Source organism: Synechococcus sp. 1G10 (assembly GCF_002252625.1).
Classification (GTDB): Bacteria; Cyanobacteriota; Cyanobacteriia; order PCC-6307; family Cyanobiaceae; genus Regnicoccus_A.
In genome coordinates this window covers 62739-85160 of the sequence record NZ_NQKW01000003.1, presented here as the reverse complement: position 1 = coordinate 85160, position 22422 = coordinate 62739, and the positions used below count along the sequence as shown (strand labels likewise).

Genomic DNA, 22422 nt, shown 5'->3' with positions numbered 1-22422 from the left:
CCAAGCATCATGTCCAGCCCCCACCTGTCTACGAGTCCGTGCAAGTGGGTCGCCGTCCCCGCAGCCGCTACGTTCTGGACCCTGCTGCTGCTGAATCCGGCAGCGGCCTCCGCCGCGGAGCTCAATCTCGAAGGCGTCATGCGGTATGCCAGCGGTTCCGATCAGAACAGCCAGGACCAGATCAGCAGCATCACCCAGTTCTCCGACCTGCAGCCCACCGAGTGGGCCTACCAGGCGCTCTCGAACCTGATCGAGCGCTACGGCTGCGTCGCTGGTTATTCCGACGGCACCTTCCGAGGCAAGAAGCCGCTGAGCCGCTGGGAAGCCGCCATTGGGCTCAATTCCTGCCTCGATCGGATCACCGAGGCGACCGACGAGCTGCGCCGCCTGCTCATGGAGTTCGAAAAGGAACTCGCCATCCTGCGCGGCCGCGTCGACAACCTCGAAGCCAAGGTCGGTGAGCTGGAGGCCAACCAGTTCTCCACCACCACCAAGCTCAGTGGACTGGCCACGTTCGTGGTGGGTACCAATGCCTTCAGCGGCAGTGCCAGCAATCTGCGGGATGCGGCCAACCGGGACGTGGGCGCCACCAGCTTCAACTACGACCTGCAGCTGGTCCTCGACACAAGCTTCACTGGCAAAGATCTGCTGCGGACAGTTCTGCGGGCCGGTAACTTCGGCACCAGTGCCTTCGGCGGTGCGGGGCCAACCGGCAATCTCTCCACACTGGAGATTGCCTTCGAGGAAGCATCGGGCCCCGACTCCCTCGGCATAGACAAACTCTATTATCAGTTCCCGATCGGTACTAATTTCACAGCCACCATCGGCGGACGGCTCGGCCAGGAAGACATGCTGGCAGTCTGGCCGAGCGCCTATGTCACTGAACCAATCCTGAATCTCTTTTTCCTTAACGGCAGTACGCTCAACTACAGCAAGAACGCCGGACCCGGCGCGGGCCTGTGGTGGCAAAGCAACGGCTGGAGTCTCAGCGCCGCCTATGTGGCCGCCACCGGATTTCTGGGTGACTCAAGCCGTGGCGGACTCGGCAACGGCAACAGTCAGAGCACCGGCACCGCCCAGCTGGCCTACGCCGGCGATCGCTGGGCCGTGGCGGCTATCTACAACTACATTCAGAACGGCGTGGCAATCCCAGGGGCCACACCATTCGCCACAGCTGCATTCGAAGTTCCCTCCTCCAGCCGCACCAATGGATTCGGGCTCAGCGGCTACTGGCAACCTGAACAGTCGGGCTGGATCCCCTCGATCAGCGCCGGTTGGGGATATGGCACCACCTCCTATGACTCAGATCCCGGAAGCGGGGCACTGAGTGTCAGTCAGTCGTGGATGGTGGGTCTGGAGTGGGCCGATGTGCTGATCAAAGGAAACACCTTGGGTATGGCGGTGGGTCAGCCGGTATTCGCCACGGCACTGAGCGGAGGTGACAGCCCCGATGACGGCAATTTCGTCTGGGAGTGGTGGTACAAGTTCCAGGTCACCGACAACATCTCGATCACCCCGGCGTTGTTCTATCTGAGCCGTCCCCTCGGCCAGGACACCCCCAGCGACAGCTCCTTCCGACAACTGGGCGGCTTGGTCAAGACCAGCTTCTCGTTCTGAGCCCAACCTCTGGGCCACGTCTGACGAGCAACGCTGCAGGGTGATGGTGTTCTCAGCGGCTGGGACAGCTGCCCTGGTTCACCCGGCAGGGCACTGACGCAGACCGGGTTTCCGGGGGTGGGGGTGGCGGTAACAGCGGGGGCAGCGGTTTTCGGAACCAAGCCGACAACGGCCCCCCGAACTGCGCTGAGGCAAGTCCTCCCAGGCCTGGTGCCCACTCTTCTGCCCCTGCGACGGCCTTGGCGCCAGACTGCCAACACCAGGCGACTGTCGCCCCCGCTTGCCCGTGATGACCCGCACTGCCCCTGCTCGGCCCGCGCCCACTCCCGCCAAGGAGGGGATCCAGGATCCAAGCCCCACCAGTTTGCCGGTGACGATCCTGACGGGCTTCCTCGGTGCCGGCAAAACCACCCTGCTCAACCACATCCTCAGCAACCAGAGCGGCCTCAAGACTGCCGTTCTGGTCAATGAGTTCGGTGAGATCGGCATCGACAACGACCTGATCATCGCCACCGGTGAAGACATGGTGGAGCTCAGCAACGGCTGCATTTGCTGCTCGATCAACGGAGAGCTGCTGGAAGCAGTGGAGAGGATTCTCGAGCGCCCTGAGCCCGTGGATTATCTGGTGGTTGAAACCACCGGCCTGGCCGACCCTCTGCCAGTGGCGATGACCTTCCTGGGCAGCGAGCTGCGTGACAGCACCCGTCTCGATTCGATCATCACTTTGATCGATGCCGAGAATTTCGAAGCGAGCAGCTTTGAGAGCGAAGTGGGTCGTGCCCAGGTGATCTACGGCGACATCCTGATGCTCAACAAGTGTGATCTGGTACCGGAGACGAAGCTGCAGCAGCTGGAAGCCCTGCTGCGCAATCTCAAACCAGATGCCCGCATCCTGCGCTCAGTCAAGGGAGACGTGGCCCTGCCACTACTGCTGAGTGTGGGACTGTTCGAATCAGACCGGGTGGTGGCCAGTGGCGACGTGGCCGCCTCTGCAGCAGCTGGGACCGAGGCAACCGATCATCATGACCATGGTGACTGTGACCACGATCATGGTCACTGCAACCACGACCATGGCCATGCTCATGGTCACAATAATGTCCATGATCACGGCCATGAGCACGAAGCGGGTTCCTCCGAGCATCCGGCAGACCATCTCGCCATTGAGGGGTTCACCTCGCTCTCATTTTCCAGCGACGGACCCTTCGCCCTGCGCAAATTCCAGAACTTCCTAGACAATCAGCTCCCCATGGAGGTGTTCAGGGCCAAGGGCATCCTCTGGTTCAACGAAAGCGAGCGCCGCCATGTGTTCCACCTGGCCGGCAAACGCTTCTCGATCGACGACTCTGACTGGAATGGTGAGCGCAAGAACCAGCTGGTCCTGATCGGTAAGAATCTCGATCACCAGCGCCTGCGCCGCCAGCTTCAGGCCTGCGTGGCCAAGGACCCTGGCCGCGGATTTGCCTAAATCACAACCGATCAGGTCCCAATTATCACCAAGCCTTGTGCCATTGAATCGAGGCCTTTGATCGGGTCATTTCTACGGTTGAGGCGTCGTCTAGGCGTTCAATTCCGCCGTCAATCTTGGCAAAGCTCCTCTGTCTCTGTCCAATCCAGCAGGTTGTCACCGGTCTGCTCGTTCTCACCGCCTCCATCACGGCCGCTGACTCCATTCCCCAGGTAGCTGCCAAGGAAATGGGCGGAGAATTGGCCCAGGCGTCCAAAGGTACCGAAATTGGTGTGTACTCGGGCCGCCACTACAACACTGATAAGCAACTCTACCAGCAGTTCACGGCAAAAACAGGAATCAAGGTGAGGCTTCTGGAGGGCAAAGATGATGCCCTGATTGAACGTCTTCGCACCGAAGGCAGCAAAAGCCAGGCCGACGTGCTGGTGCTTGTGGATGCCGCGCGGCTGGACCGAGCCACTGATCTTGGCCTGTTCAGGCCCACCAGATCGGCCGCTCTCAACCGGGATGTGCCCACCAACCTGCGAGATTCCAAGGGCCGCTGGTATGCACTGACCCGCCGGGTGAGGATCGTGGTGGTGAACCCAAAGCGGGTCAACCCGGCAACAATCCGCACCTATGCCGATCTGGCCAAACCTGCCTTGAAAGGACAACTCTGCTTGCGCGACCGTCAGAGTCCCTACAACCAGTCATTGGTGGCCGACCAGATCATCCAGCGTGGTGAAGCCTCCACCCGAGCCTGGATCAAAGGGATGACCAGCAATGTCACCCAGCCCTTCTTCAGCTCCGATACTCCCCTGGTGCGGGCAGTGGCCAACGGTCAGTGCGGCGTGGGAGTGGTGAACACCTACTACGTGGCTCGGATGCTTTCAGGCGAAAGTGGCGAGGCCGACAAGGCCCTTGCCCAGCGCGTCAGGGTGGTCTTTCCCAATCCAGCCCACGTGAACATCAGTGGAGGTGGCGTGACCACCGCCTCCAAGAATCCTGCGGCTGCCCTGAAACTGCTGGAGTTTCTCGCGTCCACCAGCGGTGGACGCAGCTACGCCGAAGCCAATCACGAATACCCACTCAAGGGTTATGGCGACAACGCCACCCTCAAGCGGATGGGCAGCTTCCGCCCTGACAACATCTCTGCAGAGCAACTGGGTCTCAAGAGCCGAGGGGCCGTGGCCCTGATGGAGCGAAACGGCTGGAAGTGACACGTCATCTGCGTGCGGGCATCGGGCTGGACCGACCCAACCGCAGCATCGGTCACAGCATGGACATGAATTCTGGCTAGGTTACGGGCACTCTGAGCCCGATCGATGGCCGAACTGCTGCTTGCCTCCAGCGTTCTCGCGTTGTTCGGCCTGGCCTTTTGGCTCACCACCAATTCCGACGACGACAACGGCGGAGGCGGCATGATGCAACCTGTGCTGGTCCCGGTTCGGGTCTCTCGAGGTCGCTGAGCGCCTAGATCAAACGGCCAAGTCCAGCGGCCCAATCATCTGTTCCCCACTCAGCCACCGGTGTCCAGTGCCACCGGTGGTTTTTTTGTGTCTGAGGTTGGAGCCGAACCTCGACTGATTAACGCGGCTGATCCCGGGAATTGTCGATCCTGTCTGAACCCGCCTCCCCAAGGGAATGTGGCGGTTCTAGGTTTGCCCAACCACGAACCACCAACCAGACGAGCAGCTGTTCCAGGCCGGTTCTCTTTCAACCAGGCCGTCTTTGTGTTCCTTGGATGAGTCCCTCGATAGTGCTGATGTCCAGTGATGCCACCACCCAACCCTGGACATTGTCCATTCCTTCAACTCAAGCCTAACTCGGTGATACCGACTGGAATGACCTGGTTGATCAGCGATGGCTATGTCCGGCAGGTCACCTGGAATGAAGATGCTGAACTGGTCACTTTGATGATATGGGGGCCCGGCGATCTCATCCTCGGTAGCCAGGCAACCTTTGAGTGCCGCAACGAAATCAGCACGATCTCCGCTGTCTCACTTGAGGGACGTACGGCCACGGATGCCGAAGTCCTTGAATCTCTCACCCGGCAGATCAGCCGCTCGATGGAAATCATGCGCATCAGCCGGATCCGCAAGGCCGATGATCGCCTGCTGACCATGTTGCGCTGGCTGGCTGCGCAGTTTGGTCGAGTTAATAGTTTAGGGCATAGTCTCTCACTGGAGGACATGAATCTGACCCACCAGATTCTCGCTGAACTGACTGGGCTGACCCGGGTAACCGTTACCAAGAGCCTGAATAAGTACAAGACACTTGGTCAGATCAACTTGATGGCCCACGGCGATCTTCTACTTCCCCATCTTCCTGGCGTAAAGGCCACCACCTGGGGCTTCGTGCTGCAGTCCTGATCTTCCAACTTCATTGTGAGTTGAGGATGGGCTTCAGGCCCTGCCCATCTTGGGCAGGGAGTTGACAGCATCGGTCAGGGCTTCCGCCCGGCTCAGCTCCACATGATCGGGAGGCAGCAGTCCATACACCTTCAGGCTCCTGAGGCGCTGCAGCGTGCTGCCTTCAGCACCCACCACGTAAACATTGCGCTGTTTCTCCAGGGCTTCCTTGACGGCATTCTCAAGGGCCAGAGAAGCTGTGACTCCCATATGCGAAACCTCACTGAGATCAAACACAATCGAATCACATTCCTGGATGGCATTGTGCTCACTCACGGGAGATTGTCTTGGCCAGACCAAAGATCATTGGACCGATCAATTGGAACAGCAGCACCTTGCCGCCTCCCTGATCCAGCAGGTCCTTCTCGTTATCAGGCAGGTTGAGGTCGTCGTCGGCGGTGCTGATCGCCTTCACTGATTTGGTCTCAAGGGTGCTCATCTTCTCGATCGTGAGGATATTGGCCACGAAGATGCCCACACCGACTGCGGCGATCAGATCCACCAGCACGGTGAGCAGGATCACGCCGTACATGATCAATGCCCCCTTCATCGAGACGTGGTGGGCCCGGCGCAGAAAGCTCCAATCGATGATGTCAAACCCCACCTTGAAGGCAATGCCGGCCAGTACAGCCATCGGGATCGAAGCGGCCAGACCTGAGGCCCCCAGAATCACCACCATCAGAACCAGGGCACGGGTGATGCCGGAGAGAGCGGATCTCGCTCCCGTCTGAATGTTCACCACGGTGCCCATCGTGGCGCCGGCACCAGCAATGCCACCGAACAGGCCAGACACGATATTGCCCAGTCCCTGGCCGATCAGCTCCTTGTCGGAATTATGTTCCGTGCGGGTGATGCTGTCGGCAACCACAGCGGTGAGCAAGGCATCGATGCAGCCCAGCAGACCCAGCACAAATGCATCGACCACCATCAACTGCAACAGGCCTGGCTCGAAGTGGGGCAACACCAGTTGGGGGAATCCGCTGGGGATGTCGCCGATGCGGCGGATCCCTTCCACCTCCGGGCTGACGTCGCCACGGAGCAGTGAGAGCGACAGCAGCGTTCCGACCACGAGCGCCAACAGCTGGGGTGGGACGAACCGCTTCACCTGGGCTGGCGTGAACCAGATGATCGCGACAGTGACCAACGCCAGGATCAGCTCCGGCAGATGCGTGGCTGGGATGAGCTGGGGCAGGGCCGTGAGCGTACCCATCACGCCCCCCTTGGGAATGGCCTGACCGAGGAAAGGACCGAGCTGAAGAATGATCAGGATGAAACCGATGCCGGACATGAAGCCCGAAATCACCGTGTAGGGCATCAGCGTGATGTAGCGGCCCAGCTTCAGGAAACCGAACAGAATCTGGAGCGCCCCGGCCATCATCACCACCGTGAAGGCCATGGCCAGTCCCTGTTCAGGACTGGCCGCCTTCGCCGTCAGACTGGCGATCACCGCTGTCATCACCACCGTCATCGGACCGGTGGGCTCCGAGATCAGGGTGGGAGTACCGCCGAAGAGTGCGGCGAACAGACCAACAAGCACTGCGCCCCAGAGTCCCGACACTGCACCGGCACCGGAGGCGACACCGAAGGCAAGGGCCATTGGCAAGGACACCACAGCTGCCGTGAGACCGCCGAACACATCCCCTTTGATGTGTTGTGAATTGATCTGGTTCAACCAGCTCATCGGGCGGGCTATGGCCACACTGTCCTTACTGATGATTGAATCGGACGTTAAGAGAGAGGAATGTCCCAGATCTCGGCGATTGGGATGATCGGCCCAGGATGTGACAATCTGTCAGCCTGGTGACAACGTATACAACCAGAGACCTTGAGCTGATGAGTGCAGGGCGGTCTCGAGCTGGAGGCCAAGGTTGCTGTTCCTTCCCTGCTATCACAAGGCATAATCGGGGTCCCCGTGGAGACCAGTTTGCTGAGTGTGATCGAGATCCTGGTGGGCATCCTCCTGCTCTTCGGTGGTGGAGAACTGTTCGTCCAGGGCTCGGTGGCCCTGGCCCTGCTTCTGGGGGTGCCTCAGCTGGTGATCGGCCTCACCGTGGTGGCGATGGGCACAAGCGCCCCGGAACTGTTCGTGAGCCTTCTCTCCACGCTGCAGGGCGCTGACGACATTGCGGTCGGCAACGTGGTGGGCAGCAACATCTTCAATGTGCTGGTGGTGCTCGGCATCAGTGCCGTGATCTTGCCGCTGAGGGTGCACAGCCGCCTGATCCGCCGCGACGTGCCGGTGCTGCTGGCAGTGTCGATGGCGGTCTGGGGCATGGCCTCCGCAGGCAGGGTCACCTGGCAGGCGGGCCTGGCCCTGCTTACAGGAGTTGTGATCAACACCATCTGGGAAACGCGCACGGCCCGGGAAGAAGGGCCCAGCGGCGGTGACGGTGACATCGATTCCTCGGAAGCGGAGGGCGGCTATCTGCCGGCGTCGGTGAAGCTGGCTGCCGGGCTCGGCCTGCTGGTGTGGGGTTCCCAGATCCTGGTGAAAGGTGCCACGGCCATTGCGCTCAGCCTTGGAGTCAGTGAAACCCTGATCGGTCTCACGATCGTGGCGGCAGGCACGTCGATGCCGGAACTGGTCACATCGATCATGGCGGCCCTCAAGGGCAAGTCCGATCTCGCTATCGGCAATGTGGTGGGCAGCAACCTGCTGAACCAGCTGGTGATCCTGGGGGGGTGCGCCTTTCTCTCAGGATCGAGAGGTCTGAGCGTGGATCCTGTGATGGTCCAGCGGGATCTTCCGATCATGGTGGCCACCACCTTGGCGCTGCTGCCCATCTTCTGGACCGGCGGGGTGATTTCCCGGAAGGAAGGAATCCTTCTGGTCGGCCTTTACGGTCTTTATCTGGTTGAGCAGATCCTCCCGCTCACCATCCCGGCCCTGGCCTCACCTCTGCGCAGCTTCACCATCTGGTTCGTGGTTCCGGCGCTGGTGCTGCTGCTGGCCTTCCATGTCTGGCAACATTCGCGCCAATTGAGCGTGCAAGCTGAGCCTGGCAATTGATCTTGGCGGCCCGAGGGTGCGAGGGTTCCTAGAGTTATGGTGTCCTTGATGGCGTCGATTTTCGCTGACAGCAGCTTGAGCATCGGCCGCACCCCTCTGGTGAAGCTGAACCGGGTTGTCGGTGACAGCCGGGCCACGGTGCTCGCCAAGATCGAGGGACGAAATCCCGCCTATTCGGTCAAATGCCGAATCGGTGCCGCGATGATCTGGCAGGCAGAAAAGGATGGACGACTCGGTGCTGGCAAGGAGCTGATCGAGCCCACCAGCGGCAACACGGGCATCGCTCTGGCCTTCGTGGCCGCCTCCCGGGGGATTCCGCTCACTTTGACGATGCCGGAATCAATGAGCCTGGAGCGCCGCAAGCTCCTCACCGCCTACGGCGCCAGGCTCGAGCTCACCGAGGGCAAGCTCGGCATGACCGGCGCGGTGGGACGGGCCCATGAGATCGCGTCTTCCGATCCCGATCGATACGTACTCCTTCAGCAGTTTTCCAACCCTGCCAATCCCCAGGTCCACCACGACACCACCGGACCGGAAATCTGGAACGACACCGACGGCAAGGTGGATGTGCTGGTGGCGGGGGTCGGTACGGGCGGCACCATCACCGGGGTCAGCCGTTACTTCAAGACCACACGTGGGCAGTCGCTGCTCTCTGTGGCGGTGGAGCCCGTGAACAGCCCGGTGATCGCGCAGGCGAAGGCCGGCGAACCAGCCCAGCCCGGGCCCCACAAGATTCAGGGGATCGGCGCCGGCTTCGTGCCCGACAATCTTGATCTTGACCTCGTGGATCGAGTCGAGGCTGTCAGCGACCAGGAGGCCGTGGCCATGGCCAGGCGGTTGATGCGCGAAGAAGGGATCCTGGCGGGCATCTCCTGCGGAGCCGCCACGGTGGCGGCCCTGCGCCTGGCCGCTGAAGAGGATTTCGCCGGCAAGACCATCGTGGTGGTGCTGCCTGACTCCGGGGAGCGCTACCTGAGTTCGGTGCTGTTCGAAGGAGTGTTTGATGCCGCCGGACTGGCTCCGGTGGAGCGGTAACCGCCGCATCAGCATCACGTCAGCACCAGGATCTCGGCCACCAGGCTGCGCAGGCGCGGAGAACGATCAATGGACGCTGTCATGGGGAACAACTCACGCGGTGGCCTCACCCAATCCCACAACTGAAGGACCAATCCCATGACTGAAGGCCCAACGCCGGGCCATGAACCTGGGGCCGAGCGCGATCCAGAGGTGATCCAGCGCCTGATGCCGCTCTGGGAATGGCTCTACCTCCACTACTTCCGGGTGAGCACCAGCGGCTGGGAGCACATACCTGGCGAAGGACCATTGCTGCTGGTGGGATCCCACAACGGCGGGCTGGCCAGCCCTGACCTGCCGATGCTGATGTTCGACTGGTTCCGGCGCATCGGTCTGGAGCGAAGGGTCTACGGTCTGGCCCATCCCAAGGTGTGGCAGGTGTTTCCCCAGGCGGCGCAACTGGCTGCCCGTACCGGGGCGATTCCCTACTTCCCGCGTGGGGCCATGGCCGTGCTGGAGCGAGGCGACAGCCTGCTGGTGTTCCCCGGCGGCGGCCAGGATGCCTTCCGGCCGCACCGCCTCCGCCAGACCATCCAGTTCAGGGAGCGGACGGGCTTCATCCGGCTGGCCCTCTGGCACGGTGTGCCGATCGTGCCGCTGATCTCCTGGGGCAGCCACGACACCCTGATCGTCCTGGAGGACTGCTACGAACCGATGCAGCGCTGGCATCAACGAGGCGTGCCCTGGCTATTCGGCATCGACCCAGAGGTGTTTCCCCTCTACCTCGGCCTGCCCTGGGGCCTGGCTGTGGGGCCACTGCCCAACCTGCCCCTGCCTGCCAAGATCCACACCCGGGTCTGCCGGCCGATCCGCTTCGAGCGCAGCGGTCATGCCGCCAGCCGCGACAGGACCTACGTGCAGGCCTGCTACCAGCGGGTGGTGTTGGAGATGCAGGACCAGCTCGATGAACTGGCCCGCACCAGCTGACTCAGCTGGCGGACGGTTCGCCCTTGTAGAAGAGTCCAAGGGCCTGCATCAGCGGTTTGAAGGGCTTGAGGAAGCGGCTCTCATGGGGTTGCCCCTTGAGCATTCTGTTCCAGTAAATCCAGGGCAGACCTTTGGTTTTCATCAGCCACATGCTCCAGCGCTCGCGGGTGGGGTCGATCAGGAAGGAGCTCACGGGCTGCAGGTCGTAGTCGAATTCGGCCATAACGACCTTGTCGTAGCCGGTGATCAGCGGGCAGACGCTGTAACCGTCGTAGCGGGCCTGAAGAGGCTTGCCGGCGAGCTGGGCCAGCAGATTGGCCACGAGCACCGGTGCCTCACCACGCACCGCCCCGGCGGTCTTGGAGGTGGGCAACGACGACACATCCCCCAGAGAGAAGACATTGGGATAACGGACGTGCTGGGTGCTGAACTTGTCGACCTCCACCCAGCCACCTGGGGCGCTGGTGGCCAACGGGCTCTGGGCAATGACATCGGGGGCCGACATCGGCGGCACGGCGTGGATCATCGTGAACGGAATCTCCTCTCTGGAGATTGACCCCTCAGCGTCGCTGACCTCGAAGACCGCTACCTGCTCATCGGCCCTGATCTCCTTGAGGTTGTGGCGCAGAAGCACCTGAATGCCCCGTTCCTCCACCACCTTCTTCAGCACCCGGGCATAGACCGGAACACCGAAGATGCCGGGCCCGGCGGTGGCGAACACCACCTTGGTGTTGACCCCAACGCCACTGGTGGCCTTGAAGATGTCATCGGCCATGTACATGATCTTCTGAGGCGCTCCGGCGCATTTGATCGGGGTGTCCGGAAAGGTGAAGATCGCGGTACCGCCAGGAAAATGGCGGATGGTCTCCCAGGTGTAGGGAAGGTGTTCCCGGGAGTAGTTGCTGGTGACACCCTGGCGACCCAGCGCCTCCTCCAGCCCCTTGATCCGCTCCCAGCGCAGCTCCAGCCCTGTTGCCACCACCAGGGCGTCGTAGCTGATGGTGGCCCCGTCGGTGGTGGTCACCTGATTGGCCTCCGGCTCGAAGCTGGCGGCTGCTGCCCGGATCCAGCTGCAACCAGCGGGGATCAGGCCGGCCTCATCACGACGGGTCTGCTCCTGGGTCATCACCCCTCCGCCCACGAGGGTCCAGCCGGGCTGGTAGTAGTGATCGCTGCTGGGCTCAAGAATGGCCACGTCAAGACCTTTCCGGGCGAGAAGCAACTGGCTGGCCACCGTGATGCCCGCCGCTCCGCCGCCGACGATGAGGATCTGGTGGTGCTGCTGCGACGGGCTGGATGGGCTCATGACATCTGATCTCACCTCTCCTGTCTAGGGCCCGCCGGGACCACTCGACAACGGCTGTGGGGGCGCTCTCATGGCCTTTCGACACCGTCTCTTCAATCGTTGCGGGAACGAAGCGCAGGGGAGAGAAGGGGGTCAGCCGGTCGTGGAAAGCCCGAATTGACGCTGATTGCGGCGCACCACTTCACGGAGCAGCGCAACCTCCCAATGGAGCGAATCCAGCGACGCCGCCACCGTCTCGGCATGGTGAGCGATGGTGTTGCTCTGCAGACGGAAATGCAATAAATCGTGCTCCAACCTGGTGCGCAACTGCGGGTTGGAGCAACTCCTTGAGGCCTGGAGGGCCTGCCGACTCCTCACCCCAAGGGACCAGCACAAGCGGGTCAGTGAGACCAGATCTGTTGGCATGCTGCCATGGGCGAGCGAGTCCTCAGGCATGCACAGGAAAAGATCTAGCTGGAGAAGACTTCCACGTTAAAGGCTCGGGTGCAGGTCAGGGGTGCAGGCGAGCAGGCGCTGGCAGCGAGCCAGGGTGCCTTTGTAGACTGGGGCAACCGAAGTGGAACCATGTTGATCAGCAATCCGGCAAGCGTCACCGGCCTGAATGCAGTTCCCTTGCTGCCGCGACGGCCGGTGGCCCAGGAGATGGAGGCCGAATTGCACCAGGGACTGTGCAACCATCTGCAGATGGAATTGATGGCCAGCTATACCTACTTCTCAATCGCCGTTTGGTTCACCCAGAGAGAACTGAATGGGTTTGCCACCTATGCCAGGGTTGAATCCGATGGCGAACGGGCCCATGCTGGTCTGTTCGTTGATTACCTGGTGGCCCGATCCCAGCCGGTTGAGCTCTCAGCCCTTCCCCAACCGAGGCAGACGTGGACAAATGTCGAAGACGTACTGATATCCGCCTTTGAGATGGAAGCAGAAGTTACGACATCCTTGCAACAGCTTTATAGCTTGGCTGAGCGTTGCGGCGACTACCGCAGCTCCATCTTTCTTGACCCCATGATCAAGACTCAGGTGGATGCCGAGAGTGAAGTGGCCCATCTGCTCGCCCAGGTTCGTCACTGCGGCACCGACTTCGGCGCACTGATGATCCTGGACCAATCCCTCACCGGCGCTGCTGGACCTACCGCAGTCTGAGCCGTCTTCTGATTGAGCTGACTTCTGCTTCAGCAGTCTTCTGCCTGAGAAATCGTCTTGCTCCAGCGGATCAGATCCCCTGGAGCAGGACGGCTGGAGTTCAGTCGCGGCCACAGCGGCAGCGACCGCCTTTCCAGTTGGAGCACTTCTTGGCTTTGCAGCCTTTTCCGCTCGATTTGGCCGTGCTCATCACCGGGCAGGCCACACGCTCGAGGCAGGGATCAATCCAGGGGCAGGTGTCGTTCACAGGATTCAGGGAGAGGAGAAAAATCCTGCATCCATCCAAGCGCCATTGGCCATGGCTGGACGTTCAGGAACGACCGATCGATGTGATGAATGTTACTCAGGCCTCAAGACGGCATGTTCCTCGTTCCCAGCCCCGGGAGCTTGGCGCGCTGGTCAAACCGAGCTGATCGGGGGATTGCTCCACCAGTCCCAGGCGTCCTTTGCTGACGTAAGCCTCCGTGGCCGTATCCAGGGGCAGGTCCAGGCAGTAGCCAATCCCATAGATCGTTTTGATCAGGGTGGGCCTGTGGCTGTCGCGTTCCAGCTTCCCGCGCAGATGGCGGATGTGGGTGCGGATGCATTCCACGTCGTTCTCGGGTCCGTAGCCCCAGATCTCCCGCAGGAGCACTGCCCAGGGCACCACCTGACCATGGCGCTGCAGCAGGCAGTGCAGTAGTTCGAATTCCGTGCGTGTCAGGCGTACTGGCGTTTCAAGCCAGAGGGCTTCGTAGCGTTCCGGCACCAGGGTGAGTGGGCCGTAACTGAGCAGATCCGGTGCCCGCACCAGTTGGGGTGTGGTGGCTCGCCCTCGAAGCAGTGCCTTGACCCGGGCCAGCAGTTCCTCAGGGGCGTAGGGCTTGATCAGGTAGTCGTCAGCACCGGAGGTGAAGCCCCGCACCTTGTCATCAATGCTGCTCAGGACCGTGAGCACCATGATCGGGGTCCGACTGGTGACTGGTGCGTTGATCCCGCCGCAAGCGCTGCAGAATGGTGAGACCGTCGATTCCCGGCAGCAACAGATCCATCACGATCAGCTGCGGATTGGCCTGAAGAGCCATGGCCTGGCCTCGATGACCATCCTTGGCCTCCGCCACCAGGAAGCCTGCTTCCAGCAACTGAGTGGCCAGGGATTCACGCCCTGTCCGTTCATGGTCGATGAGCAGAACCAGATCGGCCATCGCAACGTATGACTCGAAATTCCATTAACCCACAGAAGGTGATCAATGTTGCCGCTGTCTCTATCCGCTGACAGCTTCGTGATCTTTCCCCCCAGGCCGCGCTCATCCAGCCTTGCTCACTGGGGCATTGTCACGAACTCCTCGGCCACGCTGGGATGGAGGGCCATGGTGCGATCGAAATCTGCCTTGGTGGCCCCCATGCCGATCGCGATCGCCGCCATCTGGATGATCTCAGCCGCGTGATCACCAACCATGTGGCAGCCCAGCACCCGGCCTGAAACCACTTCCACCACCAGCTTCAGCAGGCAGCGAGGGCCGCGCTGAGGCAGGGCCTGGGCCATGGAGCGAAAGCGGGCCCGATAGAGACGGATCCCTTCGGAGCCGTAGCGGGCCAAGGCCTCTTCCTCACTCAAGCCCACCGTGGCCAGCTCCGGTTGGCTGAACACGGCACTGGCCACCAGGTCGTGGTCCACCTGCCGGGCTCGTCCGCCGTAGACGCTGTCGGCAAAAGCACGGCCTTCATCCACCGCCACCGGAGTCAGGTTGATGCGGTCGGTTACATCCCCAACAGCGAAGATGTGAGGGACGTTGGTGCGTTGAGTCGCATCCACCGGGATACGGCCGCCGTCCACCTCCACTCCAGCCGCCGCCAGATTCAGGCCGGACAGAAAGGGTTGGCGGCCCGTTGCCAGCAGCACGCCGCCACAGGGCTCCTCTCGTCCCTGGCAGGTGGTTGCGACCAGCTCACCGGCCTTGCCGGTGATGGCGGTCAGGGTCTGGGAGAAGTGGATGGTGATCCCGTCGGCTTCCATGCCCTCGTGCACGGCGGCACTCAGTTCCCGGTCGAAACCCCGCAGCAGGTGATCACCGCGCACGAACTGATCCACCTCCACCCCAAGACCGCGCAGGATGCAGGCGAATTCGCAGGCGATGAAGCCGCCGCCCACGATCAGCACCCGCTGGGGCAGACCCTCGAGCAGAAACATGTCATCACTCACCCAGCCCAGCTCAGCCCCAGGAATCGATGGGCGGTGCGGACGCCCCCCTGTGGCGATCAGCAGGCGTTCACCGCGCAGGATGCGCCGGCTTGCATCAGCGTTGCGATCCGAGCTGCCATCCGAGCTGCCATCGCGGCCGACAACTTCAAGGTGATGGTCATCGAGAAAGCGCCCCCAGCCCGTCACCAGCTCCACCCCGGCGCGCTCGAGAAACCCGATGTGCAAACCATTGAGGCGATCCACCTCCGCGCGCACCGCCGCCAGCAGCTGGGAAGGATCGCAGTGGGTCGGTCCCACGCTCCAGCCATAGCTGGCCGCATCGGCCAACAGGTGCTGGTACGCAGATCCGTAGACCAGCAGCTTCTTGGGCACACAGCCACGGATCACGCAGGTCCCCCCGACCCGGTCCCCCTCGATCACGGCAACTCTCGCCCCATGGCTGGCGGCGCGTTTGGCGGCGGCCAGCCCCCCGGATCCGGCTCCGATCACCACCAGGTCGTAGCGGTCGTGAGCAGCGGTGGAGCTGGCTTCTGGGCTGGCTTGTGGGCTGGCCGGCGGATCTACGCTGGTGGTCACGGTGAGAGCTGGTGCACTGCTGCCAGGATGGTCGATCGGTTGCCGTGCAGTCTTCACAGCCGCTGAGAAGGTGGCAAGCTTGTAGCGAAGAATCAGGCGGGCAGTCCGTCACCATCCGCGATGTTCAACGCCACACGGTTGATGATTGCCGACGTACAGCAACGTCTGGTCGCCATCTATCGATCCTCCTACGGCACGCTCAAGCGTGAGTACGAGGAGATCATTTCCTGGGCGGCTTCGATGGCTCTGGAAAACATCGCCACCGGTGATGCTCTTTACCACGATGTCGAGCACACGATCCTGGTCACCCTGGTGGGCCAGCATATTCTTTATGGCAAGCATCTGAGAGAGGGAGGCGTCACGCCGGAAGACTGGCTGCATTTCACAATTTCACATCTCTGCCACGACATTGGTTACATCAAGGGTGTCTGTCGTGACGACAAAGATGGCCACTACGCCACAGGCGTCAATGGTGAATCGGTGAGGCTCAAGGAAGGTGCCACCTGCGCAGCACTCACGCCGTACCACATCGATCGCGGCAAGCTGTTCATCGACGAGCGATTCGGCGGCCACGGGCTGATCGATGCCGACACGATCAAAAGCAACATCGAGCTCACCCGCTTTCCGGTTCCCGCCTCCACCGATCACCAGTGCACCACCCACATGCCCGGCCTGGTGCGGGCTTCTGATTTGATTGGCCAGCTCAGCGATCCCCGTTACCTAAACAAGATTCCGGCCCTGTTCTGGGAGTTCGAGGAAACGGGAGTGAACAAGGCGCTGGGCTGCGATAATCCCGGGCAGCTGCTCAAGGCCTATCCAACCTTCTACTGGGGCCAGGTGTTCCCCTACATCAAGAATGCGATTCCATATCTAGAGCTTACTCAGGCGGGCAAAGATATCCTCGCCAATCTCTACGGCAACATTTTCATGGTGGAACATGAACTGCTGATCCTTCCCTGAGCGGTCTGCAGGTCGTAGATCACACCAGGCACTGGATCGATCAAGCGGGAGCCGGCCGCCACGACCCCAGCTGCTTCCTCCATGGTCCCCTTCTGCCAGAGGATCCGGGTCAGGAGGCCCTCGTAACTCACGTCACCACCACTGGTGCTGGCCAGGACGACCCTGGGCTGGAGGCGCTCCAGGAGCTGGGGCAGCACCTGCTTCCCCTTGATGAAAGCTCCCACCAGGGGCAGGCCCAGATCGAGCACCGGGGTGATCACCGCATCAATCGGCTGGGACGGGAGGTCAGCCGAGAGAAAGCCATGGGGTTCCACATAGAGGCTGCCGGCGGGATGCTGCAGACAGTATCCGTTCTCCACCTGGGGCACAGGGGCCCCGGAACTTGCGGTGATCGTCAGCTCGCCGTACTGAAACATTTCCCCAGGAACGAGGGCCTTGACCGCCTGGAAGCCCAGTTGGGAGGCTTTGGCGGCAGCTCCGGCCGAGCCCACCACCTGCAGACTGGGATCCAGCAGCGCCAGGGTCGCTGGATGGCAATGGTCGGGGAGCCCCTGGGTCAGCAACAGCAGATCCAGTCCATCGGGAACCGACCAGGCCTGGTTGAGCTCGGCCCGGAAGAACCACGGGCCGGGAGGAAACTCCAGGGGTCCCGTCAACCAGGGATCGAGCAGGATGCGGCAGCCGTCGAAATCAAGCAGCCAGCCGTTGACGCCGAAGTAGGTGGCCTGGAATGCCATGGAGCCAGAGCTCGAAAGCTGGTTTGACCTTCGAACTTAGGCAGCGCTGAGGCGCCAACGTGACTGGCTTTCAACGAAGCACAGCCGAAAGAGCAGCACCCCCAGGGCGCCGCCACGTACCAGGCTGATGACGGCCAGGGCAACGCAGAGCGGGCAGTGGGCGAGACCCATAAACAACAGCCGCAATGTCAACGGATTCGTGGCCCCAGCCTGACAGCCCTGATGCGCCCGTGGTGGCGGGCTGCTGGAATACATGCTCAAGCAACATTTCCCCAGGGACCAGGCAGGCACCGTGCTGCGGCTGAGCGAACTCAAGCTCCCCCTTGATCACACCGACGACGATCTGCGCCAGGCAGTGCTGAAGCGGCTTGGGCTTCCAGCCCAGAGCCTGCGGGCTCTGAAGCTGGTCAGGCGCAGCGTCGATGCCCGCAACAAGGACGCCATCCGCTTCAGCTACAGCCTCGATCTGGAGGTGGCCGATCCCAAGGCACTGCTGCAGCGCTGGCGGAAGGACCCCCATCTGCGCCCGTCTCCCGACACCACCTATCGGTTCCCGGCTCGCCTGGAACCAGGGTCCTCAGAGCGGCCCGAGCGTCCGATCGTGATCGGGGCAGGGCCCTGTGGCTATTTCGCCGCGCTCGTGCTTGCCCAGATGGGGCTGCGGCCCCTGCTGCTGGAGCGGGGCAAGCCGATCAAGGAACGCACAGCCGACACCTTCGGCTTCTGGAGGGGCCAGCGGCCTTTCGACCCTGATTCGAATGTGCAATTCGGCGAGGGTGGAGCCGGCACCTTCTCTGACGGCAAGCTCTACAGCCAGGTGCGGGACCCCCGTCACCTCGGGCGAAAAGTGCTGCTGGAGCTGGTGGCCTGCGGGGCCAATCCCGAGATTCTGACGCTGCACCACCCCCACATCGGCACCTTCAAGCTGGCCACGGTGGTGCGGGGACTGCGCAGCCGCATCGAGGCCCTTGGAGGCGAAATCCGCTTCCAGAGCGAGGTGGTGTGCCTTGAGACCGAAGCGGCCCCAGGGGGACAACGGGTCTGTGGAGTTGTGCTCGCCGATGGCTCCTGTCACGCGGCCCGTCATGTGGTGCTGGCGGTGGGCCACAGCGCCCGCGACACCTTTGCCAGCCTCCACAGAGGCGGGGTGCGAATGGAGCCCAAACCCTTCTCGATCGGAGTGCGCCTCGAGCATCCCCAGGCGCTGATCGATGCGGCCCGCTGGGGGCCCTGCGCGGGCCACCCGCGACTCGGCGCAGCAGAATACAAGCTTGTCCATCATCTCGGCGATGGCAGGAGCGTGTACAGCTTCTGCATGTGCCCCGGCGGGCTGGTGGTGGCAGCCGCCTCTGAGCCCGGCCACCTGGTCACCAACGGCATGAGCCAACACTCCCGCAACGAGCGCAATGCCAACAGCGGCATCGTGGTCGGACTGGAGCTGGAAGATCTGCTCCCCTACGGCCAGGGACCAGACGACCCCCTGGCCGGAGTTGCCTTCCAGCGTCACTGGGAAGCCAAGGCTTTTGCCCTCGGCGGCAGCAGCTATCGGGCGCCCGTCCAGCGGCTCGACGATTTTCTGGCGGGCCATGGGGTCAGCCGCCCGCCGGGATCGATCCAGCCCTCCTACGCCCCCGGCACCACCCCCGCTGATCTGAGCGCCTGCCTGCCGGAGTTCGCCGTCGTCGCTCTGCGGGAGGCGATCCCAGCCTTCGAGCGCACCATTCCCGGCTACGCCATGGCCGAAGCCCTGCTTACCGGGGTCGAAACGCGTACCTCCTCGCCGGTACGGATCCCGAGGGGCCCTGACCTGCAGAGCCTGAACACCCGCGGGCTCTACCCAGCCGGGGAGGGCGCCGGTTATGCCGGTGGCATCCTCTCCGCCGGCATCGATGGCATTCGGGTGGCAGAAGCGGTGGCCTGCAGCCTGCTGGGGGTGCCGGGCCCAAACCAGTTATGACTCGATCCAGGCGAGGTTCAGGCCTGGGCGACGATGCCGCTCCACTGCACAGCTTTGACCTGATCGCGGCGCCAGGAGTGAAACAGCTGCGGCTCCGCCACCGTGCACAGGGGGCAGAGCTGCAGCTGCTCAGGACCTAGTCCTGCTTTGAGCAACTGGGCCCTGGCAGCCAGGCGGATGTCGAGGCGGTAGCGATCACCAGGGGAGCCAGGCGAAGGATCGGGCCTGAGGGCCCCGGCCTCCGCCAGGACCTCGGCGGGATCCTCACCAGGGGCGCAGCAGGCGCTGCCCACCTGCAGGGCTACATCCAACTCCACCTGGTAGGCCTCGCCGCTCACGGCAGGCCCCAGGGCCACCAGCAGATCGCTGCGCTGGCTGCCCGAGCGCTCCAGGGTGTCGATCGCTGTCGGCAGGATGCCGGTGGCCACCCCGCGCCAGCCGGCATGACAGGCCGCCACCGAGCCCCTGGCCCGATCGGCGATCAGCACGGGGGTGCAGTCGGCGCCGCAGGCCCAGAGCGACTGGCCGCCAGCATCGCTGACCAGCCCATCGCCCTCCGGCCAGGGTTCAGCTGCAGCTTCACTGGCGGCCAGCACCCGGGAACTGTGGATCTGGCGGGTGCGGTGAACCGAAACACCGGCACTGATGGCGGCCGCCAGCTCCTGGGGGCCGCGACCACTCCACTGCCGTGTGAAAAAGCCGTGCTCAAACTCCTGCAGCAGGTCGCACTGGAGAAAGTAGCCGCCATAGGTGCCCACCCAGGTCCAGCCTTCCAGAGTGTTGAAGCCCCTGTCGGGGCGATCGAAGGGGGGGTCGACGGCTTCAGCCACGGGCGATGGGCATCAGAAGTCGGGCATGTCGCGCAGGAGCCAGAAGCCATCGAAGCGCCCGGAGTCCACATCGCTCTGCACGGCGATGAACTGCAGACCAGCGGCGGCCTCGCGAGCCGCCGTGAAAGCTTCAGTCACCTCGTTCGCCTCCTTCTCAGCCAGGACCGCCAGCCGCCAGCGGTCTTCCAGGCCCGCTTCGAGCACCAGATTGTTTCCTTCCATCTCCAGACGGGCAGGCTCAAGGCCTTCGAACCAGCCGGCGATGGCCAGGGAGCGGCTGCGGCTGAACAGGCGCAGGCCCGGGACCACCAGTTCGTCGGGAAGATCGGCGGGTATGGGAAACAACCCTCCGAAGCCGATCTCCCACTCTGAGGCTTCGCGCAGGGCACCGAGTGGCAGGGAAGCCCAGTCCCATGAATCACCCCTGGCCGCCTCCGGCAGGGGCAGGGGCGGCGAACGCATCGGCAGGGGAGGCGGTGCCAGGGGGCCTGCCATGTACCCCTCCTCAGCGGGATAAACGTCGCGTTCCCGTTCACTCAGCCATTCGGCCAGGGCGTAACAGCGCCGGCTTGGAATCACCTCAAGGCCAATCGACTCGGCGGCCCGCTGCACCATGGTGCGCATCGTGGCCCGCCAGCAGCGCAGCCGCCGCGGGGTCCCCATTCCCTGCTCACTTGCCGCCGCCAGCGCTTCGTTGAGCGCCCCCTGGAGCCACACCGAGTTGACCGTGTTGGCCGGGCAGTTCTTCGCCCAGCGAAAGCTGGGCTGGTTGCCCTCACTGGCGGGGGTGGCCGTGATCAGCAGATCCCATCGCTTCTTGCCGCCAGGATCAAGCACCGGACGGGAAAAGAAATCCACTTCCCAGTCGGGGGTGAGCTGGACGTCGGGCACTGCAGGAGCGGCCTGGCTCATCCCGCCTCCTGCTCCTGTTGACGCATCAACAGGCGCGCCCGGTTGGCCCGGTCCTCAGCCTCCGCCATGACAGTGTCCTTGGCCGTGAGCAGCTCGCCTGGCTGGGTCTCGAGCAGGGCAGTGTTGAGGGCGATCCGGCCACGGGAGGAATCGATCTGGGTGACCATTGCCTTGAGCCGCTCCCCCTGGCTGAAGACCTCCCGGATGTCGCGCAGATGAACGCCAGTGATGGACGACTGGTGCAGCAGACCACTGACCCCACCGAGATCCACGAAGAAGCCATAAGGCTTGACCGACACCACCTGACCATCCACCAGTTGACCCACCTCCAGATCAGCCAGCAATGAGGCACTGGCGGCCCGCTTCTCGGAGAGCACCAACTTGCGGGTCTCGGCATTCACCTCCAGGAAGGCCACGGCAAAAGAAGTGCCGACCAGCTGCTCGTGGTTCTCGCCGTTCTGCAGCTGGGAGCGGGGAATGAACCCCCTCAGGCCCTCCAGGTCGCAGGTGACGCCGCCCCGGTTGAAGCCGGTCACCTTCACCTGCACCACCTTGCCGGCGGCCTCCAGTTGCTTCAACTTCTCCCAGCTCTGGCGCAGGGCCAGGGCCCGGGCGCTGATCGTGACCATGCCATCGGCGTTCTGCTCGCGGGTGACCAGCACCTCAACGGGCTGACCCTTTGGAAAGCGTTCCTTGAGATTGCCGATCACCCCGAGACCGGCTTCGGCCTTGGGCATGAAGCCCGGCGCTTTGCCGCCGATGTCGATATAAACCCCATCGCTTTCAGCGCTGATCACCGTGCCGGTGACCACATCACCAGTGGCACCCACAGGCTCGTTCTCATCGAGGGCGGCGAGAAAGGCGTCCTCATCGAAGTCGAAATCATCGACGGTTCGGGTCGGCCGGGAGGTGGTGGTGCCTGAGCCGGCGCCAGCGGCAGAGCGGCTGGAGCGCGCCTGACGGGAGGGACCATCAGGCGCGCCCATCAGGTCGGCCATGGTCATGCCTTCAAGGCTCGCGATCTCGAAGCGGTCGTCATCGCTGGCCAGCTCTGCTCCTGCCTGGGGAGCTGAAGCCGGACGGGGTGGGGCCGCACTCGAGGCACCCTGCGGCGCATTCAATCCGGCCTGTTCTGCGCTGGGCGCCGGCGATGTCTTGTCCTCCTCCTCATCCTTGCGGCTGAGGTACATGAGCTGGGGAGGCTTGCGCAACGGCGGCTCCGCCTGGGAAGGAGGCACCGGCTTGGAGCGGGGGCCTGCGGGTGGAACGGGACGCTGCGATCCAGCCATGGCCCAGGGTGATCTGACAGCACCACACTGTAAGGATCGGCCCGTGG

The 22422-nt window shown here is 62.9% G+C and carries 21 protein-coding genes and 1 pseudogene; 11 read left to right on the top strand and 11 right to left on the bottom strand.

The window, feature by feature from the left end:
- Positions 1-9: 9 nt before the first annotated feature.
- The 5 genes from CJZ82_RS03820 (at position 10) to CJZ82_RS03805 (ending at position 5433) form a co-directional block, all read left to right on the top strand.
- Complete coding sequence (locus CJZ82_RS03820; protein WP_094554473.1) at positions 10-1617, top strand: iron uptake porin; 1608 nt, start codon at positions 10-12, stop codon at positions 1615-1617.
- Between the two features lie 289 nt (positions 1618-1906).
- Positions 1907-3082: a GTP-binding protein gene (locus CJZ82_RS03815; protein ID WP_094554472.1), complete on the top strand. Its 1176-nt coding sequence runs from the start codon at positions 1907-1909 to the stop codon at positions 3080-3082.
- Between the two features lie 227 nt (positions 3083-3309).
- Positions 3310-4281, top strand: coding sequence for an extracellular solute-binding protein (locus CJZ82_RS03810; protein WP_094554602.1), 972 nt, complete (start codon positions 3310-3312; stop codon positions 4279-4281).
- 105 nt (positions 4282-4386) lie between these two features.
- Entirely contained in the window at positions 4387-4530 is a 144-nt protein-coding gene (locus tag CJZ82_RS18590) for a hypothetical protein (RefSeq protein ID WP_198949647.1), read from the top strand.
- A gap of 375 nt (positions 4531-4905) precedes the next feature.
- A complete protein-coding gene (locus tag CJZ82_RS03805) occupies positions 4906-5433 on the top strand; it encodes a Crp/Fnr family transcriptional regulator (RefSeq protein WP_094554471.1) in 528 nt (175 codons plus the stop codon).
- Between the two features lie 33 nt (positions 5434-5466).
- On the opposite strand, the pseudogene CJZ82_RS03800 reads toward CJZ82_RS03805, so the two are convergent.
- A pseudogene (locus CJZ82_RS03800) lies at positions 5467-7153 on the bottom strand (SulP family inorganic anion transporter).
- Between the two features lie 231 nt (positions 7154-7384).
- Between CJZ82_RS03800 and CJZ82_RS03795 the strand changes: the two are divergent.
- The 3 genes from CJZ82_RS03795 to CJZ82_RS03785 all read left to right on the top strand — a co-directional run bounded on the left by CJZ82_RS03795 (position 7385) and on the right by CJZ82_RS03785 (position 10483).
- The gene (locus CJZ82_RS03795; protein WP_233130026.1) at positions 7385-8482 is read left to right on the top strand and encodes a calcium/sodium antiporter; all 1098 of its coding nucleotides are present in this window, start codon (positions 7385-7387) and stop codon (positions 8480-8482) included.
- Positions 8483-8530: 48 nt separating this feature from the next.
- Positions 8531-9517: a cysteine synthase A gene (gene cysK, locus CJZ82_RS03790; RefSeq protein WP_094554600.1), complete on the top strand. Its 987-nt coding sequence runs from the start codon at positions 8531-8533 to the stop codon at positions 9515-9517.
- Positions 9518-9655: 138 nt separating this feature from the next.
- The gene (locus tag CJZ82_RS03785; RefSeq protein ID WP_094554470.1) at positions 9656-10483 is read left to right on the top strand and encodes a lysophospholipid acyltransferase family protein; all 828 of its coding nucleotides are present in this window, start codon (positions 9656-9658) and stop codon (positions 10481-10483) included.
- A gap of 1 nt (position 10484) precedes the next feature.
- Here the strand turns inward: CJZ82_RS03785 and CJZ82_RS03780 are convergent, their stop codons facing one another.
- Complete coding sequence (locus tag CJZ82_RS03780) at positions 10485-11789, bottom strand: FAD/NAD(P)-binding oxidoreductase (protein WP_094554469.1); 1305 nt, start codon at positions 11787-11789, stop codon at positions 10485-10487.
- Positions 11790-11921: 132 nt separating this feature from the next.
- Positions 11922-12095, bottom strand: coding sequence for a hypothetical protein (locus CJZ82_RS18235; RefSeq protein WP_158218482.1), 174 nt, complete (start codon positions 12093-12095; stop codon positions 11922-11924).
- A 177-nt stretch (positions 12096-12272) separates the two neighbouring features.
- On the opposite strand from CJZ82_RS18235, the gene CJZ82_RS03775 reads away from it, so the two are divergent.
- Positions 12273-12932, top strand: a complete 660-nt coding sequence (locus CJZ82_RS03775; RefSeq protein WP_233130025.1) for a ferritin — start codon at positions 12273-12275, stop codon at positions 12930-12932.
- A gap of 343 nt (positions 12933-13275) precedes the next feature.
- Here the strand turns inward: CJZ82_RS03775 and CJZ82_RS03765 are convergent, their stop codons facing one another.
- From CJZ82_RS03765 to gorA, 3 genes are all read right to left on the bottom strand, one after another.
- Positions 13276-13872: a response regulator transcription factor gene (locus tag CJZ82_RS03765; protein WP_233130024.1), complete on the bottom strand. Its 597-nt coding sequence runs from the start codon at positions 13870-13872 to the stop codon at positions 13276-13278.
- A complete protein-coding gene (locus CJZ82_RS18820; protein WP_233130023.1) occupies positions 13844-14116 on the bottom strand; it encodes a PleD family two-component system response regulator in 273 nt (90 codons plus the stop codon). Before CJZ82_RS18820 ends, CJZ82_RS03765 begins: the two co-directional genes overlap by 29 nt.
- 116 nt (positions 14117-14232) lie before the next feature.
- On the bottom strand, positions 14233-15609 hold the full coding sequence (gene gorA / locus CJZ82_RS03760; protein ID WP_304442153.1) for a glutathione-disulfide reductase: 1377 nt from the start codon (positions 15607-15609) through the stop codon (positions 14233-14235).
- A gap of 201 nt (positions 15610-15810) precedes the next feature.
- Here gorA and CJZ82_RS03755 point away from each other — a divergent pair, with 201 nt between their 5' ends.
- Complete coding sequence (locus CJZ82_RS03755) at positions 15811-16650, top strand: Npun_R2479 family HD domain-containing metalloprotein (RefSeq protein WP_198949646.1); 840 nt, start codon at positions 15811-15813, stop codon at positions 16648-16650.
- On the opposite strand, the gene CJZ82_RS03750 is transcribed toward CJZ82_RS03755, so the two are convergent.
- The gene (locus tag CJZ82_RS03750; RefSeq protein WP_094554466.1) at positions 16602-17387 is read right to left on the bottom strand and encodes an MBL fold metallo-hydrolase; all 786 of its coding nucleotides are present in this window, start codon (positions 17385-17387) and stop codon (positions 16602-16604) included. The genes CJZ82_RS03755 and CJZ82_RS03750 overlap by 49 nt on opposite strands.
- A 36-nt stretch (positions 17388-17423) precedes the next feature.
- Positions 17424-17558 (bottom strand): hypothetical protein, encoded by a 135-nt coding sequence (locus CJZ82_RS19305; protein WP_255380774.1) that lies wholly within the window; start codon positions 17556-17558, stop codon positions 17424-17426.
- Positions 17559-17679: 121 nt separating this feature from the next.
- Here CJZ82_RS19305 and CJZ82_RS03745 point away from each other — a divergent pair, with 121 nt between their 5' ends.
- Positions 17680-19344, top strand: coding sequence for an NAD(P)/FAD-dependent oxidoreductase (locus CJZ82_RS03745; protein ID WP_094554597.1), 1665 nt, complete (start codon positions 17680-17682; stop codon positions 19342-19344).
- 17 nt (positions 19345-19361) lie between these two features.
- Here the strand turns inward: CJZ82_RS03745 and pgeF are convergent, their stop codons facing one another.
- From pgeF to CJZ82_RS03730, 3 genes are read right to left on the bottom strand one after another with little or no spacing between them, the layout of a single operon-like run.
- Complete coding sequence (pgeF, locus tag CJZ82_RS03740; RefSeq protein ID WP_094554465.1) at positions 19362-20174, bottom strand: peptidoglycan editing factor PgeF; 813 nt, start codon at positions 20172-20174, stop codon at positions 19362-19364.
- A 12-nt stretch (positions 20175-20186) separates the two neighbouring features.
- Positions 20187-21086, bottom strand: a complete 900-nt coding sequence (locus CJZ82_RS03735) for a Tab2 family RNA-binding protein (RefSeq protein ID WP_094554464.1) — start codon at positions 21084-21086, stop codon at positions 20187-20189.
- Entirely contained in the window at positions 21083-22375 is a 1293-nt protein-coding gene (locus CJZ82_RS03730; protein ID WP_233130022.1) for a S1 RNA-binding domain-containing protein, read from the bottom strand. Before CJZ82_RS03730 ends, CJZ82_RS03735 begins: the two co-directional genes overlap by 4 nt.
- Between the last annotated feature and the right edge of the window lie 47 nt (positions 22376-22422).

What these genes read in the sequence shown, in the direction of transcription:
- CJZ82_RS03820 (WP_094554473.1), top strand. Translation starts at nt 10, where the DNA reads ATGTCCAGCCCCCACCTGTCTACGAGTCCGTGCAAGTGGGTCGCCGTC.
- CJZ82_RS03815 (WP_094554472.1), top strand. Translation starts at nt 1,907, where the DNA reads ATGACCCGCACTGCCCCTGCTCGGCCCGCGCCCACTCCCGCCAAGGAG.
- CJZ82_RS03810 (WP_094554602.1), top strand. Translation starts at nt 3,310, where the DNA reads ATGGGCGGAGAATTGGCCCAGGCGTCCAAAGGTACCGAAATTGGTGTG.
- CJZ82_RS18590 (WP_198949647.1), top strand. Translation starts at nt 4,387, where the DNA reads ATGGCCGAACTGCTGCTTGCCTCCAGCGTTCTCGCGTTGTTCGGCCTG.
- CJZ82_RS03805 (WP_094554471.1), top strand. Translation starts at nt 4,906, where the DNA reads ATGACCTGGTTGATCAGCGATGGCTATGTCCGGCAGGTCACCTGGAAT.
- cysK (WP_094554600.1), top strand. Translation starts at nt 8,531, where the DNA reads ATGGCGTCGATTTTCGCTGACAGCAGCTTGAGCATCGGCCGCACCCCT.
- CJZ82_RS03785 (WP_094554470.1), top strand. Translation starts at nt 9,656, where the DNA reads ATGACTGAAGGCCCAACGCCGGGCCATGAACCTGGGGCCGAGCGCGAT.
- CJZ82_RS03780 (WP_094554469.1), bottom strand. Translation starts at nt 11,789, where the DNA reads ATGAGCCCATCCAGCCCGTCGCAGCAGCACCACCAGATCCTCATCGTC.
- CJZ82_RS03765 (WP_233130024.1), bottom strand. Translation starts at nt 13,872, where the DNA reads ATGGTGCTCACGGTCCTGAGCAGCATTGATGACAAGGTGCGGGGCTTC.
- CJZ82_RS18820 (WP_233130023.1), bottom strand. Translation starts at nt 14,116, where the DNA reads ATGGCCGATCTGGTTCTGCTCATCGACCATGAACGGACAGGGCGTGAA.
- CJZ82_RS03755 (WP_198949646.1), top strand. Translation starts at nt 15,811, where the DNA reads ATGTTCAACGCCACACGGTTGATGATTGCCGACGTACAGCAACGTCTG.
- CJZ82_RS03750 (WP_094554466.1), bottom strand. Translation starts at nt 17,387, where the DNA reads ATGGCATTCCAGGCCACCTACTTCGGCGTCAACGGCTGGCTGCTTGAT.
- CJZ82_RS19305 (WP_255380774.1), bottom strand. Translation starts at nt 17,558, where the DNA reads ATGGGTCTCGCCCACTGCCCGCTCTGCGTTGCCCTGGCCGTCATCAGC.
- CJZ82_RS03735 (WP_094554464.1), bottom strand. Translation starts at nt 21,086, where the DNA reads ATGAGCCAGGCCGCTCCTGCAGTGCCCGACGTCCAGCTCACCCCCGAC.
- CJZ82_RS03730 (WP_233130022.1), bottom strand. Translation starts at nt 22,375, where the DNA reads ATGGCTGGATCGCAGCGTCCCGTTCCACCCGCAGGCCCCCGCTCCAAG.